The following is a 15830-nucleotide window of genomic DNA, read 5'->3' on the forward strand; positions in this document are numbered from 1 at the left end:
GATATTTATGATTGCAATTCTTGACTATGGAATGGGAAACGTCAAATCCATTCAGAATATGTTTAAAAAAGTAGGTGTTGAATCTATCATCACCGCCGATATCGACACCATCAAAAAAGCAGACAAATATTTACTTCCGGGTGTCGGCTCTTTTGACCATGGAATACGAAATTTAAAAAACTCCTCGTTTTTTGAGACATTGGAAGAAGAGGTTTTAGAGAATAAAAAACCGATTCTAGGCATCTGTCTGGGTATGCAGCTTTTAACCAACAGCAGCGAGGAAGGAACCGAAAAGGGTTTAGGCTGGATCGATGCCGTGACGCAAAAGTTTACCGTTCATGATTCTCTTCCGATCCCCCATATGGGGTGGAACAGGGTCAATCCGATTGACCGCAGCACTCTTTTTAAGGGACTTGCCGATGAAAATAGATTTTATTTTGTACACTCGTATCATGTCGTGTGCCATCATCGTGAAAATATCTTAGCCACATCCGAATATGGATATGAATTTACTTCCGGCATACAAAAAGAAAATATTTTTGGCGTTCAATTCCATCCTGAGAAAAGTCACCGTTTCGGAATGCAATTGCTTAAAAACTTTGGAGAAATATGATGGTTAACGTCAGAGTCATCCCCTGTCTGCTACTGCATAAAGGCGGATTATATAAAACCGTACAATTTAAAAAACCGACATATATCGGCGATCCCATCAATGCGATTAAAATTTTCAATGAAAAAGAAGTAGATGAACTAATCTTTTTAGACATCGATGCAAGTGCCGGCATGAAAGAACCGAATTATAAAGTCATTGAAGATATTGCCAGCGAATGCTTTATGCCATTATGCTATGGAGGCGGAGTTAAAACGATTGAACAAATGAAAAAAATCTACTTTTTAGGGGTAGAAAAAATATCCCTGGGTTCAGCCGCCGTTGAAAATCCGCACTTAATTACCGAAGCATCAAAACTGTTCGGCAAACAAAGCGTCGTCGTGACAATTGATTTTAAAAAAAACTTTTGGGGCCAGCAAAAGGTTTTTATCCGGAACGGAAAAGTAGGTACGGGACTGGATGTACTGACATTTGCACAACAGGCAGAAGCGTATGGCGCCGGTGAAATCATACTTAACTCTATCGATCGTGACGGAATGATGAATGGATACGACATAGAGATGATCACAAAAATCAAGCAAATACTCAACGTACCGATTGTCGCATTGGGCGGAAGCGGAAGTATTACCGATATGCAAAACGTGGTCAAAGAAACGGGAATCAACGCTGTCGCCGCCGGAAGCATGTTTGTTTATCAGGGTCCGTTAAAAGGGGTGCTGATCAACTATCCTTCTTACAGCAAACTTCAAGAAGTATTTGACAGCCAGACAACCCTGCAAAAAGACAGAAACATCACATGAAGTTGAAAATTACCCATCTCACATCCGTACACCCCCGGTATGACACCCGCATCTTTGTCAAAGAGTGCCAAAGTCTTGCTGCCTATGGCTATGATGTCTCGCTGATCGTAGCCGATGGGAAAGGGGATGAAAGCGGGCATGTTTCCATCTACGATGTCGGAAAACCCTCCGGACGGTTTAACCGGATCCTACAAACGACAACATTGGTCTATCAAAAAGCGCTCAAACTTGACAGCGATCTTTATCACCTGCATGATCCGGAACTGATCCCCGTGGGGATAAAACTTAAAAAACTCGGGAAAAAAGTGATCTTTGATGCCCATGAAGATGTCCCGGTTCAAATTTTGAGCAAACCCTATTTAGGCACCGTTGCCAAACAAATCTTCTCTGCCCTCTTTTCCCTTTATGAAAAAACTACGTGCTCCAAATTTGATGCAGTCATAACGGCGACCCCTTTTATTCGCGATAAATTTTCAGCCATTAATCCTCTCAGTGTTGACATCAATAATTTTCCTGTTTTGACCGAATTCGAGAGTAATGTCCGCTGGGAAAACAGATCCGACACAGTATGTTATATCGGGGGAATCTCGACTGTACGCGGTATTTCTGAACTGGTTCTTGCGATGGATAAAGTACAGAGCAACATACAGCTTATCCTTGCCGGTTCTTTTGGCGAAAAAGGGCTTTACGAACAAGTCTGTTCGCTCTCGGGATGGAAAAAAGTCGTCAACAAGGGCTTCGTTGATCGCCATCACATCAAAGAAATACTCTCTTCATCCAAAGCGGGGCTGGTAACGCTTCATCCCATTCGTAATTATATAGACGCTTTGCCGGTTAAAATGTTCGAATACATGGCTGCCGGAGTTCCGGTCATCGCATCGGATTTTCCGTTATGGCGAGAGATTATCGAAAAAAATGCATGCGGATTGTGTGTCGATCCGCTCCAACCGAGTTCTATCGCCGACGCTATCGATTGGATTATCACCCATCCGGCAGAGGCGGAGAAAATGGGTCAAAATGGCCAAATCGCTGCTAAATCTATTTACAATTGGAAACATGAAGAGGATAAACTTTTGCAGTTATACGCAAAAATATTTTCCGGGGCAAAGGAATCATAAATGTATTTTATCCGTCTTTTTTATACCTATATTCTACGGACAGAACCTCCTTATTACACGTATTATTCTCCGTGGCTGGTATTTTGGAAACCCTTGCGGAAATTTATCAACGTTGTCATTATCCCATCACTGCCGTTCAATACGCTGCGGGTATTTCTCTACCGTGCTATCGGGTACAAAATCGGCAAAAATGTTTTTATCGGGATGAAATGCTATCTTGATGATATGGATCCCTCTTTGACATCCATCGGAGACAACGTTACGATATCGTACGGATGCTACTTCGCATGCCACGGCAAACATCAATCCCATACTCCGATTGTGATTGAGCGGGGAGCCTATTTGGGAATGCGATGCAGTGTTATTTCCGGCAAAAATGGACTGATAATCGGCGAGAACTCCATTATCGGTGCCGGCAGCCTCGTTCTTCAATCCATCCCACCCGGGTCAAGCGCTTATGGGGTACCCGCTAAAGTCGCTGCAGGTTCCGATCCCCTATGAAAAGCTTATCCGTTATTATCCCCTGCCGAAATGAAGAACGCTATATCGCTACCTGTTTGGATTCGCTTCTAAACACTACCTATCCGCATGATTGTCTCGAAATTTTAATCATCGACGGAATGAGTGAAGATTCCACCTCTGAAATCGTACGCCGATATCTACACTCTACCCTCTCGATACGGATAATCGACAACCCTGACAAAACGACGCCGAAAGCCCTTAATATCGGGATTAATGCTTCCATGAGCGATTTTATCATCATCCTTTCGGCCCATGCAGATTACCCGGCCGATTATTTTGAAAAGCTTGTCAACGAAGCCATCCGGCTTGATGCTGAGTGCACAGGACCCGTTCTTCAGACCAAAACCTTTGCCGATACCCATACTTCCAATGCGATCATCAATGTCTTAAGCGATCGTTTCGGTGCGGCAAGCCAGTTCCGAACCGGTGTAGCAGCCGTTACACGCGTCGATACCGTTCCGTTTGGATGCTACCGTCGGGATGTCTTTGTACGGTTCGGTCTTTTTGATGAACGTCTGATACGCAATCAGGATATAGAATTGAATAAACGTATTGTTCGCGGCGGCGGAAGTATTTATCTCCTTCCCGATGTCGTCTGCACCTATTATGCCCGGGAGACCTTCAAAGAACTTGCCGCAAATAATTACCAAAACGGCTACTGGAATATCCTAACCGCCTACTATACAAAAACACTCAATTCTCTTAGTCTGCGCCACTTTGTCCCTCTCATTTTCATCATGAGTCTTCTCCTTCCCCTACTTTTATCGCCCCTTCAGCCGGTACTTTTTTGGGTAACCGCCGCTATTTTGGCAAGCTATATGGGAGTAATCGGTTTTCGCGCGTTTAAAATCAAGAAAAACACGACATGGGCTCATCAAATAACCGCATTTGCCGTTTTGCATTTTAGCTACGGGTTTGGCGGTATTGGCGGTATAATAACATTCACTAAAAAAATCCTATTCCGAGACTATTAATGAACTTTTCACTCCCTACTGAGAAACACACAACGCTTCATCTCATCGTTCTAATCCTTTTCGCTTATGCTTTTAGTGTCGCTACACGGCTTATTTGGATCAATTGGGCTTCGGGTATACCGGAATTTTATTGGAATAATCTACTGATGATCAATACCAATGACGGCTACTATTTTGCCGCATCGGCACAAAATGCCCTGACCCATTTTTATGACAACAACCCTCGGATTGCCGGTTTGTGGAGTTCTGCTACGGTTGCCGTGACCGCACTGCTATCCAAATTTTTCCCTATCGAAACCGTCATCTTATATCTACCTGTTTTTGTCTCTTCTTTTGTCGTTGTCCCGCTCATCCTTATAGGGCGGCTTTTTAACGCTCCCTACTTCGGGTTTTTCTCCGCCCTGCTCGCCTCTGTCGGCTGGAGTTATTACAACCGTACGATGGCCGGATATTTTGATACCGATATGTTCTCGGCAATGGCGCCGATGATGATCGTCTATTTTTTGATAGCGACAACCCTGAAAGAAAACATCACATGGATCCTGCTGAGCGCACTCTCGATCATGCTCTATCCGTTTCTATACGATCAGGGGCTTTCCGTCGTCTATGCCATCAGTATTTTTTACATGGGCTATATGCTTATTTTCCACCGCCGCGAGTCTTTTACCTATTTTTCCATTTCAGTTATCTCCGTTGCCCTGTTTTTAATTTCACCACTCATCAAAATACCGATTATTATTGCCCTGATTATTGCCTACCGCAAAGAATGGCTTAATTTTCGACTCCTGCTGATTCTATCGGGAGCGACCTTTCTCCTCTTTTTATTCAACGGCCATGTCGTCTCTTTGATCTGGGCAAAAATTATCGGCTACACGGCAAAAGGGACAGAAAACGAAGCACTCCATTTTTTCCAAGTGACCCAAACGGTTCGGGAAGCGGGGCATGTCCCTTTTTCAGAAATTGCCAACCGTATCAGCGGAAGCATGCCGGCTTTCTTTATCGCTTTTGTCGGATATATCGCGTTAGTCCTTCGGCACAGAGCGTTTATTTTAGCATTGCCGCTCATAGGGATCGGATTATTCGCATTTTGGGGTGGATTGCGTTTTACCATTTATGCTGTTCCCGTCGCGGCAATGGGCGGTGTTTATCTGCTGTATCTTTTGGGATCAGCCCTCTCCAGTGAAAAAGCCAAATATGCCTTTATTACAATCGCTACGTTCATCATGCTTTATCCAAATATCAACCACATTATGCAATATCAGGTTCCGACAGTACTGACGGCCAAAGAAGTCGCTTCGCTCGAAAAACTGGAATCCCTTGCCGATCACAAAGATTACACCATCGCATGGTGGGATTACGGATATCCGCTATGGTTTTATACGCATACCAATACCCTTATCGACGGAGGAAAACATAATCACGATAACTTTATCGTTGCCGAGATTTTAACAACTACTTCACAAAGCGAAGCGGCACGCCTTGCTCGTATCTCTACCGAAACCTATGTTTCTTCAGGGTACCGAGAAATAGCAGACACCCTTTTTATCGACAAAAACGGTTCAGCGATCAATGTTTCCGACTATCTCGATACCCTCCGATATCAAGAATCGGTTGTTTTACCGAAAAAAACCAGAGATATTTATCTCTATCTGCCGTGGAGAATGATGGATATTCTCCCTACCGTAGCCCTCTTTAGCAATCTTGATTTGAATTCTCCGGACAACCGGAAAGAATCTTTTTTCTATACATCATCATCCATACAAGATACCGGTAAAACAATTGAATTGGGTAACGGTATTTCGATACTCAAAGAAAAGAATATGATTAAACTCGGGAACCAAGAAGTCCCGATTAAATCATTTTATCAAGTCGGCTATACTCCGCAAAACATCCTGCAGGTCAACGAACAAACTTTTGCATCCGAAGGGTTAAATGTCATTTATATGGCAAGTTATGGCCGGTTTTTAGTCGTAGATAACGCCTATTTGAATTCGACCTATATCCAGATGTTTGTATTTGAACATTATGATAAAAATCTTTTTGAAGCGGTCTCTCTGGATGGAATGACAAAAATTTACAAGCTTAAGATCTAATGACGACATCACAGCAGTTAATCAAACGCTCTTTTGACATTGTAATTTCTGCCGTCGCTCTTCTACTCACCTGGTGGATTATCCTTATCGCCTTTACGATTGCGGCCATCGAAACCCGTAATAACGGGTTTTTTATCCAATCGCGGATTGGAAAAAATGGGAAAAAATTCCCTCTTATCAAAATCAGGACGATGCGTCCTATCCAAAATCATACGACAACCATTACCGTCACCAACGACCCTCGCATCACGCAAAGCGGGCAATTTTTCCGCCGTACAAAAATTGACGAGCTTCCCCAACTGATTAATGTTCTTATCGGAGATATGAGCCTCGTCGGCCCGCGTCCGGATGTCGAAGGATATGCGGATTGCTTATCCGGAAGCGATGTAGAAATTTTAACGCTTCGGCCGGGAATAACAGGTCCGGCAACACTCAAATATAAACGGGAAGAAGAAATACTTGCCGCACAAGAAGACCCAAAACGGTACAATGATGAAGAAATTTGGCCGGATAAAGTACGTATTAACCTTCAGTATCTGAAAGAGTGGAGTTTTAGCAACGACATTTTGTATCTATGGAGAACCCTTTCACAATGAGCAGACCCCGTCTTTTCCTCTCGCCTCCGCATATGAGCGGAATAGAACAAACCTACATTGCCGAAGCATTCGAGAGCAACTATATCGCCCCTTTAGGGCCGATGGTCGAACGGTTTGAGCAAAGTATCCGGGAATTTACCTCTACCCCGAATGCATTAGCCCTCAGCAGCGCTACCGCAGCCCTTCATTTGGCACTGCGGGTTCTCGGTGTCGGGGCAGGAGATGTCGTCTTAGCCTCCTCCTTCACCTTTATCGGTTCCATTGCCCCTATCCTCTATCAAAATGCCATTCCCGTTTTTATCGATAGTGACACTAAAAGCTGGAATCTTGATCCTGAACTTCTTGAAAAAGCTATTGCCGCATCACCGAAAAAACCGAAAGCGCTAATCCTTACTCACCTCTACGGACAATGCGCCGATTTGGCGAAAATTATTGCGATCTGTACTCTCCACAATATTGCCGTGATTGAGGATGCGGCGGAAAGTCTGGGTGCAGCCTATGCTGCCAGTCAAAGCGGAACTTTCGGAATCTTCGGTGTTTACAGTTTTAACGGTAATAAAATCCTCACCACTTCCGGAGGGGGAATGCTCGTCTCCCCCAATAAAGAGCTGATCGACAAAGCCCGTTTTTATTCGACTCAAGCCCGTGATGACGCTCCCCATTACGAACATACCGAGTTCGGTTACAACTACCGGCTCAGCAATATTCTTGCCGCCATCGGGGTGGCCCAGATGGAAGTACTGCAAGAACGTGTAGCAGCCCGTCAGCAGATTTTTACATGGTATCGTGAAATGCTCTCTGATATCGGGGAGATCACCTTTATGCCGGAACTTCCCGAAGCCTGCGGCAACCGATGGCTCACGACCCTTACTTTTGAAAAATCCGATCCGACGGAGATCCGGCTCGCCCTGGAAGCAGAAAATATCGAGAGCCGTCCTTTATGGAAACCGATGCATTTGCAGCCTCTTTTCAAAGAGACTCTATCAATCCAAAACGGCACATCCCAAAACCTCTTTGAAAAAGGGCTATGTCTTCCCAGTGGAACCCAAATGACTCGAGATGATGCAGAACAAGTCTGCGAAATCCTCAAAAAGGCTCTTCGATGAACGGTATGCTGCGTCCAAGCAGCAGCAAACGGATCGTATTTTTTCTCCTTGCGGATGTAGCTTTATCTCTATTCACACTCTTCGGAGCCTATCTTTTACGGTTTAACTTTGACATTCCTCCCGAATTTTTAAACCCTTTTGCTACCGTTGCCGTTACCTTTATTGCCCTCAAACTTTTTTTTATCCACAAGTTTAGAAATTACACCATTATTTGGCGTTTTTATGGTCTGCAAAAGGCCAAAAATCTCTTTTTCGCCCATCTGGCTACCTATGGGACGATTGCCCTGATCCATACCCTAATCCCTTCTCTTTTTTCACCGTTTCCGCGCAGTGTCATCATTATCGACCTCTTTCTCTCGTTGATCTTTTTAGGAGGGCTACGGGTTATGAAGCGTACCCTTTTAGGTACAGCACCGCGCAAGAATCTAAAACCGACGCTGCTCGTCGGTATCTCTTCCAACACATCAAACCTGATTAAAAGTATGTTAGAGAGTTCTAACGACTATTACCCGGTAGAGATCATCGCTTTACAAGAAGAAAATTACAATATGATCGGTTCCTATCTCAATAATATTGAGATCTCCGGAATCGACACCCTTATTTCACGAATAACATCAAAATCGGTCTCTTCCGCTATTATCGACGGCTCCCTTCCCAATGAGTATCTCCAAAAAGCCTATCGCCTCCTTAGCGATGCGGGCATTCATGATATCAAGCGTTCGTCGCTCCTGTCCGATGGCAAAGAGAGCATTACCTCCCTCTCCGTCGAAGAGCTTCTTGCACGTCATCCGAAAGATCTTGATACACAGACCATCGAAGCATTTATCCGCGGTAAAACGGTACTGATTACCGGAGCAGGCGGAAGTATCGGCAGTGAAATCGCCTTGCAATCGCACCGTTTCGGGGCGGCTAAACTCATTTTAGTCGATCACAGTGAGTACAATCTCTACCAAATCGGAGAGCAGATCCCCTCTGCCGAACTCCATTTGTGCAGTATCAACGATCGGCAGAGTCTCGATCAGATACTGAAGTCCGAAGCCATCGATATCCTCATACATGCCGCCGCATACAAGCATGTCCCTCTCTGTGAGAGCAATGTTCAAGCAGCCATTTTCAATAACATCATCGGCAGCCGCAACGTCATCGACAGTGCAATCGCGAACAATGTTCATAAGGTTGTGATTATCTCCACCGACAAAGCCGTGCGCCCTACGAACGTTATGGGTGTGACCAAACGGGTAGTGGAGCTCTACGCCCAAAACGTCGATTCTCGCAACAGCGAAATCGTATCCGTCCGCTTCGGCAATGTATTAGGATCCAGCGGAAGCGTAATCCCTAAATTCAAATCTCAGATTGAAGCGGGAGGGCCGATCACGATTACCCATCCTGAGGTCACCCGCTATTTCATGCTCATCTCCGAAGCCTGTCAGCTCGTCCTCCAAGCCGCAGCAATTGCTCGCGGAGGAGAACTTTTTATCCTCGATATGGGAGAGCCTATAAAAATCATCGATCTCGCCAAAACAATGATACGCCTCTACGCAACCCATCCGATCGAGATCACAACGACGGGCCTTCGTCCGGGTGAAAAACTCTATGAGGAGCTTTTGATCGACGAGAGCGAACAAAAAACCATCTTTCAGTCGATACTCATCGCACGATCGTCTTCCTACGATATTACGCTTCTGAATCATCAAATCGATTCCTTGCTGACCACATCCGATCCCCGTGCCCTTTTGCGGCAAATTGTCCCTGAATTTACCGGACATTCCTGATTATTGCCCTATTCCTTGTATAATGGTTGATAAGTCTCTATAATAATACCAAGACCGTTTGAAAGGCTTTTTTTCGAATGAAAAATTTCGTTTACCGTTTCTTGAGTACAGGAATCGTCCCGACGGATTTGGACATGCTTCGAAAACTAATGATGGCCAATGCTTTTTTATTGATTTCCAGCATCACTTTTCTTATCTTTACTGCTTTAAATTTTACCCTTTTCCATTCCCCGATGCTCGGTATTTTCGATGGTCTTGCTTTTCTCGCCTCAGTTTTTGCCTTGATCGATTTACACCGTAACCATACCCTGGAACGAGCCATTATCATCGGATCTGTCAGTTTTTTCTTTTTCTTTCTCATCTTTGCCTACACCAATCAAAACACCGATTTCGGTCTTATTTGGACCATCTTTTTCCCTATTTTCGTCATCACCCTAATGGGACATCAAAAGGGTCTCCGTCTGACCGCACTATTTTATTTTCTCCTTTTTTCATTGGCTTACCATGGAATCGGAATTTGGAACGGCGGGGAATGGAATTTCCGAAGCTTTCTCCGTTTTTCGATCGCTTCTGCTGTTTTAACGTATGTTGTCTATGTCTATGAAGCTGCCCTCTACCGTTCCAATATTGAACTTTTTGCTATACGTGAAAAAGAGGCAAAATATCTCCAAGAGCTCCAGCGGCTCTCCGTCACGGACCCTCTTACCGGATTATATAACCGCCGTCGCATGGATGAAGTGACCCAAGAGCAAGTTGAGTATGTCAAACGCTACCGAGTCCCCTTCTCTATTATTATGTTTGATATCGATGATTTTAAACTTATCAATGATCGTTTTGGACATATCATAGGGGATCAGGTTTTGGTCACAATTGCCGAAATTACAAAAAAATCATTACGAAAAACCGATTATATCGGCCGATGGGGAGGGGAAGAGTTTCTTATCCTTTTACCGAAAACACCCAGTCAAGAAGCAGCGATAATAGCCGAAAAACTGCGTCAAGAGCTCGAAGATGCCAATTATTCTCACCATGCGAAAGTAACTTGCAGTTTTGGAATTGCCCAATGTGACGGAGCCCTAACGATAGAGAACATTATCGATCAGGCCGATCAGGCTCTCTATCGCGCGAAAGAAAGCGGAAAAAACTGTGTTTGTATCAATACCAATGCGAGTGAGGCATCCTTTGAACTGCCGTATAAAGATCTTGAGGAGAAAAATTCTGCGGAGGGGTCTTTGCAAAAACAGTAAGCTGCCGGATATAGACACCATAATCTTCAGGTGAGCTTCGCTGCATCAAACGATAAGCATACGCCAAATCATCCGCATTACTCTTCGAACAGAACCAACGCCGTTTGTCATGAAGTCCCAAAGGAAATACTTGTGAAAAAAGAATTCCGATCCAATCATAGGAAGTTCCGTTTTTACGAAGCTGTCTGCGCTCGATTCGATCAACGATTTCATGCGGGAGGGTGATGTCGACTCTCTCCCAATCCGCAGGATCAATCTCTAAAATCTCGATTCTGGAAACAAAACGAAATCGGTCGTTTGAGTGGCAGAATCCGTCACTTCGGAGAAATTCACTATGCGAAAACGGACTTTTTGTCCACAACCGTATTAGCTTCTCCGCTAAGGTACCACGACCTTTATAAAAGAGGAGGCTAACGCTTTTGGTCGTGTTCATAGATCTCAAATCTTCCGTCATAATGCTCGACGATTGCACTGCATGATTCGACCCAGTCTCCGCAATTGAGATATTCGATCTCATTAATGACACGAATCTCGGCATGATGGATATGACCGCAGATTACCCCGTCATACCCGCCGTCATCCGCATGAAAGGAAAGGGTCTCTTCATAATCGGTAATAAAACTGACGGCTTGTTTCACACTTTGTTTCACCATTTTAGAAAGCGACCAATAATGGCATATTCCAAACCATCGGCGCACCGTATTGATCGGACGGTTAAGCCGAAGGAGAAAAAGATAGCACCGATCCCCCAAATGGGCTACCCATTTTTTTGTCATCGTGACCGCATCGAACATATCGCCGTGAACCACCAAATAGCGTTTGCCGTTAAGGCCGAAATGGACTTTTTCATGGGCGATCGTAATATTGTTTCCCATTGCCATCGGCAAAAAAGGGCGCAAAAATTCGTCATGATTTCCGATGATATAGTAGACTTTCGTCCCTTTTCGGGCTTTTCGGAGGATTTTTTGGAGGACATCGGATTGGGCTTGGCTCCACCGCCAGTTCCGCCGAAGTTCCCACCCGTCAATGATATCACCGACAAGGTAGAGACTTTCACATTCGACGTCACGGATAAACTCAAGCAGCCGCTCTGATTGAGCATCGCGCGTCCCGAGATGGAGATCCGAGATAAAGACACTGCGATAGCGTAATAATTCATTCATGCAGAAAGTGTAACCCCGAAGGATTACACCACAATTACACACGCCAATCGGGCAAAAACCCTGTTTAGCTACGCGCTATCGCGGAGTTCTCTTCGGCAGAGGACCCGATACTTCGCGCATATAATAAGGTTACAGCTCCGTTTTTAGAGCGGCACCGTTGGAAGCGTTGGAGACGAGAAGACTGTAGCGTTTGAGCCATTTGGAAGTGATCTCTTTTTTGACCGGTTTCCAATGAAGGCGGCGTTGTTCGAGGACTTCATAGCTCACGTTGAGCTGAAGAAGATGGGAATCGACATCGAGTTCGATCTCATCACCGTCTTCGATTAGAGCGATCAAGCCACCCTCTGCCGCTTCCGGGCTTACGTGTCCGATAGAAGCTCCGCGGGTTGCCCCGCTAAAGCGGCCATCCGTGATAAGGGCAACGCTCTCTCCCAATCCCATCCCCATAATAAGAGCCGTAGGGGCAAGCATCTCCTGCATTCCCGGTCCGCCTTTCGGTCCTTCGTAACGGATGACAACCACATCGCCGGCTTTGACTTTGTGGCTCATAATGCCTGCAATCGCTTCATTTTGAGAGTTAAAACAAACGGCTGATCCTTTAAACCGACGCATATTCGGGGTAATCCCCGCTGTTTTGACAACGGCTCCCTCTTCCGCAAGATTACCGAAAAGGATCGAAAGACCGCCAACCGGAGAATAGGCATTTTCATTCGTATGGATGATATTCGGATCTTTGATCACCGCATCTTTGATCCGTTCGCCCAGTGTCTCACCCGTAACGGTCATCGCATCGAGTTCGAGAACACCGCCGCGTCGGCTGACCTCTTTCATAACGGCGTTAACACCGCCGGCACGGTTGATATCATCCATATGAACCGTTGAAAGTGACGGAGAAATCTTCGCGATATGGGCTACTTTTTCAGAGATTTCATTGATTTTCGTAATGTCAAAATCAACCTCTGCTTCTTTCGCAATACTCAACAAATGCAATACGGTATTGGAACTTCCCCCCATAGCCATATCGATAACAAACGCATTATGGATCGCTTTATCGTTCAAAATATTGCGCATATTCCATTTTTCGGCATTTTTGTCTTTCACCATCTCGACGATACGGCGTGCCGCCGTTTTGACCATCTCGATACGCTCCGGCGTCATCGCGAGAACCGTACCGTTACCCGGCAGAGCAACCCCCATCGCTTCACAAAGGGTATTCATCGAGTTAGCCGTGAACATCCCGGAACATGATCCGCCCGAAGGACACGCTTCACACTCGATCTCATAGAGCTCTTCATCGCTCATCTTGCCATCTGCATGTTTGCCGACCGCTTCAAATGCCGTCGCCAAATCGATCGGTGTACCGTCTTTTTTATGCCCTGCTTTCATCGGTCCGCCGGAAACAAAAATCGTCGGAACATTGACGCGAAGCGCACCCATCAGCATTCCCGGAACGATCTTGTCGCAGTTGGGGATACAGATCAAACCGTCAAGCTTATGAGCGTTCATCACCGTCTCGATACAATCGGCAATCAGCTCACGGCTAGGCAAGGAATAAAGCATCCCGTCATGCCCCATAGCGATCCCGTCATCAACCCCGATCGTGTTAAACTCAAACGGGACGCCGCCTGCTTCTCGAATCGCTTCTTTGACGATTCTGCCGTACTCTTGGAGGAAAAAATGTCCCGGAATAATATCGATATGGGAGTTGGCTACACCGATAAAAGGTTTGTCAAAATCTTCGTCTTTCAGTCCGGTTGCACGGAGCAAACTGCGGTGAGGTGTTTTATCAAATCCACGTTTAATTGTATCGCTGCGCATAAGAATCCTTTGGCACTATAATGGTTTCAGTTATTGCGATTATACCTTAGAGGAACTTCTAAAAAACCTATATCTCCAAAATAATTGGAAAAAAAATATGCCAAACTCTTTACACCCACTATTTTTTTTGCTATACTTCCAGTCCACAAAAACAATGCGGGAATAGCTCAGTGGTAGAGCACAACCTTGCCAAGGTTGGGGTCGCGAGTTCGAACCTCGTTTCCCGCTCCAGATAATCCCAGTTGAAACATTCATTTTATGATGTTTGAACTGGGATATTTTTTTTCTATCAGATGCCCGGATGGCGAAATCGGTAGACGCAAGGGACTTAAAATCCCTCGGTGGTAACACTGTGCCGGTTCAAGTCCGGCTCCGGGCACCACCATGGTGGCGGCATAGCCAAGCGGTAAGGCATGAGCCTGCAAAGCTCTGATCCCCGGTTCGAATCCGGGTGCCGCCTCCAAAGAGAAAAGATAGTTTCAATTTTACTACGGGTCACTGGCAGAGTGGTCGATTGCACCGGTCTTGAAAACCGGCGAGGGTTATACCTCCCAAGGTTCAAATCCTTGGTGGCCCGCCATCTTTAATTTACACAATCCCTTCCAAATCAAATCCCTAAATTTCACCACCTTTCATCACTAATCTTTTCATAACCTTTAAAGCCATCAAAACTACGGTACTATTGCTCTATTAAAAACTGATCGCATAAAGATATCCATGAACCTAACCCCCTCTCAACAAGTCAACTTTGATGAAATGAGCATGACACAAAAAATTGCAATTCTTTTAGTGCAATTGGGTGAAGATGTCACCTCTAATATCTTCTCCAAAATGAGCATTCATGCAATTACCGAGATTTCTAAACATATTGCCAACAACCGTTCCATCGAAAAAAATGTCGGCGCGGCAGTGTTGGAAGAGTTTTATGCGATCATCCAATCGAATCAGTACCTCACAACCGGGGGAATCGAATATGCCCGGGAGATTTTGTATAAAGCGCTGGGACCCGAAGAAGCCAAAAAAGTTTTGGACCGTCTCAGCAAATCGATGCAAAGTTCGCAAAACTTTGCCTATTTGTCCAATATCAAACCTCAACAATTAGCGGACTTCATTATCACTGAGCATCCCCAAACCATCGCCTTGATTTTAGCCCATATGGATCCTTCGGCAGCGGCGGAAACCTTATATATCTTTTCGGATGATCTTCGTGCAGAAGTAGCGATGCGTATGGCAAAACTTGGAGATATCACTCCGGCGATCATCAAAAGAGTCAGTGCTGTTTTGGAATCGAAACTCGAATCTCTCGCCAGTTATAAAGTCGAAGTGGGCGGACCGCGTTCCGTTGCCGATGTATTCAACCGCTTGGGAGCAAAAGTCTCCAAAGCGACCTTGGCACAAATCGAACAGATCGATCAAGAACTTGCAACCTCGATCAAAGAGATGATGTTCACCTTTGAAGATATGATCGATCTTGACGGAAACAGCATACGCGAAATTCTTAAATCCGTCGACAAAAATGATCTTATGCTCGCATTAAAAAGCTCGGTCGATGAGCTCAAAGAAAAATTCTATGCCAATATGTCCCAACGGGCAAAAGATACGTTTATCGAAGAGATGCAATTTCTCGGTGCCGTTAAAGTCAAAGATGTCGAAGCTGCTCAACGAAAAATTGTGGATGCCGTCCAGTCACTGGCAGAACAGGGAATATTACAGCTTGGTGAATCTGAAGAGATGCTCGAATAATCCGATATTATCCAAAATCGCTATAATAATCTTACTGCAATTTCAAAGGGAGGATTATTATGGAAACGAAGTTTATCAACGAACCGTTCAAGGCATCGCTTGGTCCCGACACCGAGTACCTCTACTGTACCTGCGGTCTCTCCAAAACCTTTCCGTTTTGTGACGGAAGCCATGAGGGAACGGGAAAAATGCCGATCAAGTTTTCCGTCGACGTGGAGACGGACAAATGGCTCTGCCGATGCGGACGCTCAGGACGCAAACCCTACTG

Annotated in this window: 15 protein-coding genes and 4 tRNA genes; 16 read left to right on the top strand and 3 right to left on the bottom strand. The window is 45.2% G+C overall.

Translation table 11 applies throughout. From position 1 onward, the window contains the following. Positions 1–7: 7 nt before the first annotated feature. The 10 genes from hisH (at position 8) to WAO38_RS10160 (ending at position 10838) form a co-directional block, all read left to right on the top strand. On the top strand, positions 8–613 hold the full coding sequence (gene hisH, locus WAO38_RS10115; RefSeq protein WP_422236758.1) for an imidazole glycerol phosphate synthase subunit HisH: 606 nt from the start codon (positions 8–10) through the stop codon (positions 611–613). Next, entirely contained in the window at positions 610–1410 is an 801-nt protein-coding gene (locus WAO38_RS10120) for an AglZ/HisF2 family acetamidino modification protein (RefSeq protein WP_422236760.1), read from the top strand. The genes hisH and WAO38_RS10120 overlap by 4 nt, the downstream gene beginning before the upstream one ends. Next, entirely contained in the window at positions 1407–2528 is a 1122-nt protein-coding gene (locus WAO38_RS10125) for a glycosyltransferase family 4 protein (RefSeq protein WP_422236762.1), read from the top strand. The genes WAO38_RS10120 and WAO38_RS10125 overlap by 4 nt, the downstream gene beginning before the upstream one ends. Beyond that, a complete protein-coding gene (locus WAO38_RS10130) occupies positions 2529–3029 on the top strand; it encodes an acyltransferase (protein ID WP_422236764.1) in 501 nt (166 codons plus the stop codon). Continuing rightward, the gene (locus tag WAO38_RS10135; RefSeq protein WP_422236766.1) at positions 3026–4024 is read left to right on the top strand and encodes a glycosyltransferase family 2 protein; all 999 of its coding nucleotides are present in this window, start codon (positions 3026–3028) and stop codon (positions 4022–4024) included. The genes WAO38_RS10130 and WAO38_RS10135 overlap by 4 nt, the downstream gene beginning before the upstream one ends. After that, complete coding sequence (locus WAO38_RS10140) at positions 4024–6117, top strand: STT3 domain-containing protein (protein ID WP_422236767.1); 2094 nt, start codon at positions 4024–4026, stop codon at positions 6115–6117. Before WAO38_RS10135 ends, WAO38_RS10140 begins: the two co-directional genes overlap by 1 nt. Beyond that, positions 6117–6713 carry a sugar transferase gene (locus WAO38_RS10145; RefSeq protein WP_422236768.1) on the top strand — a complete coding sequence of 199 codons (597 nt, stop codon included), beginning with the start codon at positions 6117–6119 and terminating at the stop codon, positions 6711–6713. Before WAO38_RS10140 ends, WAO38_RS10145 begins: the two co-directional genes overlap by 1 nt. Continuing rightward, on the top strand, positions 6710–7819 hold the full coding sequence (pglE, locus tag WAO38_RS10150; protein ID WP_422236770.1) for a UDP-N-acetylbacillosamine transaminase: 1110 nt from the start codon (positions 6710–6712) through the stop codon (positions 7817–7819). The genes WAO38_RS10145 and pglE overlap by 4 nt, the downstream gene beginning before the upstream one ends. Then, positions 7816–9591, top strand: coding sequence for a UDP-N-acetylglucosamine 4,6-dehydratase family protein (locus tag WAO38_RS10155; protein ID WP_422236772.1), 1776 nt, complete (start codon positions 7816–7818; stop codon positions 9589–9591). Before pglE ends, WAO38_RS10155 begins: the two co-directional genes overlap by 4 nt. Positions 9592–9668: 77 nt before the next feature. After that, positions 9669–10838 carry a GGDEF domain-containing protein gene (locus tag WAO38_RS10160; protein ID WP_422236774.1) on the top strand — a complete coding sequence of 390 codons (1170 nt, stop codon included), beginning with the start codon at positions 9669–9671 and terminating at the stop codon, positions 10836–10838. On the opposite strand, the gene WAO38_RS10165 is transcribed toward WAO38_RS10160, so the two are convergent. From WAO38_RS10165 to ilvD, 3 genes are all read right to left on the bottom strand, one after another. Further along, positions 10747–11271, bottom strand: a complete 525-nt coding sequence (locus tag WAO38_RS10165) for a hypothetical protein (protein ID WP_422236776.1) — start codon at positions 11269–11271, stop codon at positions 10747–10749. The genes WAO38_RS10160 and WAO38_RS10165 overlap by 92 nt on opposite strands. Then, positions 11249–12001 (bottom strand): UDP-2,3-diacylglucosamine diphosphatase, encoded by a 753-nt coding sequence (locus tag WAO38_RS10170; protein ID WP_422236778.1) that lies wholly within the window; start codon positions 11999–12001, stop codon positions 11249–11251. The genes WAO38_RS10165 and WAO38_RS10170 overlap by 23 nt, the downstream gene beginning before the upstream one ends. 129 nt (positions 12002–12130) lie before the next feature. Continuing rightward, a complete protein-coding gene (ilvD, locus tag WAO38_RS10175) occupies positions 12131–13819 on the bottom strand; it encodes a dihydroxy-acid dehydratase (RefSeq protein WP_422236780.1) in 1689 nt (562 codons plus the stop codon). 156 nt (positions 13820–13975) lie between these two features. Here ilvD and WAO38_RS10180 point away from each other — a divergent pair. From WAO38_RS10180 to WAO38_RS10205, 6 genes are all read left to right on the top strand, one after another. Further along, positions 13976–14050 (top strand) — tRNA-Gly (locus tag WAO38_RS10180). A 64-nt stretch (positions 14051–14114) separates the two neighbouring features. Then, a tRNA-Leu gene (locus WAO38_RS10185) sits at positions 14115–14201 on the top strand. Between the two features lie 7 nt (positions 14202–14208). Further along, positions 14209–14282, top strand: a tRNA-Cys gene (locus WAO38_RS10190). Between the two features lie 29 nt (positions 14283–14311). Next, a tRNA-Ser gene (locus tag WAO38_RS10195) sits at positions 14312–14399 on the top strand. A 137-nt stretch (positions 14400–14536) separates the two neighbouring features. After that, positions 14537–15562 carry a flagellar motor switch protein FliG gene (gene fliG / locus WAO38_RS10200; RefSeq protein WP_422236782.1) on the top strand — a complete coding sequence of 342 codons (1026 nt, stop codon included), beginning with the start codon at positions 14537–14539 and terminating at the stop codon, positions 15560–15562. Positions 15563–15621: 59 nt separating this feature from the next. Further along, a partial coding sequence (locus tag WAO38_RS10205; RefSeq protein ID WP_422236783.1) for a CDGSH iron-sulfur domain-containing protein occupies positions 15622–15830 on the top strand: 209 nt, incomplete at its 3' end.

The organism is Sulfuricurvum sp., assembly GCF_049277495.1.
Lineage (GTDB): Bacteria > Campylobacterota > Campylobacteria > Campylobacterales > Sulfurimonadaceae > Sulfuricurvum.

Bases quoted from the DNA above. Each gene is read 5' to 3' on its own strand.
- WAO38_RS10165 (WP_422236776.1), bottom strand. From the start codon at position 11,271: ATGAACACGACCAAAAGCGTTAGCCTCCTCTTTTATAAAGGTCGTGGT.
- WAO38_RS10130 (WP_422236764.1), top strand. From the start codon at position 2,529: ATGTATTTTATCCGTCTTTTTTATACCTATATTCTACGGACAGAACCT.
- ilvD (WP_422236780.1), bottom strand. From the start codon at position 13,819: ATGCGCAGCGATACAATTAAACGTGGATTTGATAAAACACCTCACCGC.
- WAO38_RS10125 (WP_422236762.1), top strand. From the start codon at position 1,407: ATGAAGTTGAAAATTACCCATCTCACATCCGTACACCCCCGGTATGAC.
- hisH (WP_422236758.1), top strand. From the start codon at position 8: ATGATTGCAATTCTTGACTATGGAATGGGAAACGTCAAATCCATTCAG.
- WAO38_RS10140 (WP_422236767.1), top strand. From the start codon at position 4,024: ATGAACTTTTCACTCCCTACTGAGAAACACACAACGCTTCATCTCATC.
- WAO38_RS10145 (WP_422236768.1), top strand. From the start codon at position 6,117: ATGACGACATCACAGCAGTTAATCAAACGCTCTTTTGACATTGTAATT.
- fliG (WP_422236782.1), top strand. From the start codon at position 14,537: ATGAACCTAACCCCCTCTCAACAAGTCAACTTTGATGAAATGAGCATG.
- WAO38_RS10120 (WP_422236760.1), top strand. From the start codon at position 610: ATGATGGTTAACGTCAGAGTCATCCCCTGTCTGCTACTGCATAAAGGC.
- pglE (WP_422236770.1), top strand. From the start codon at position 6,710: ATGAGCAGACCCCGTCTTTTCCTCTCGCCTCCGCATATGAGCGGAATA.
- WAO38_RS10170 (WP_422236778.1), bottom strand. From the start codon at position 12,001: ATGAATGAATTATTACGCTATCGCAGTGTCTTTATCTCGGATCTCCAT.
- WAO38_RS10155 (WP_422236772.1), top strand. From the start codon at position 7,816: ATGAACGGTATGCTGCGTCCAAGCAGCAGCAAACGGATCGTATTTTTT.
- WAO38_RS10160 (WP_422236774.1), top strand. From the start codon at position 9,669: ATGAAAAATTTCGTTTACCGTTTCTTGAGTACAGGAATCGTCCCGACG.
- WAO38_RS10135 (WP_422236766.1), top strand. From the start codon at position 3,026: ATGAAAAGCTTATCCGTTATTATCCCCTGCCGAAATGAAGAACGCTAT.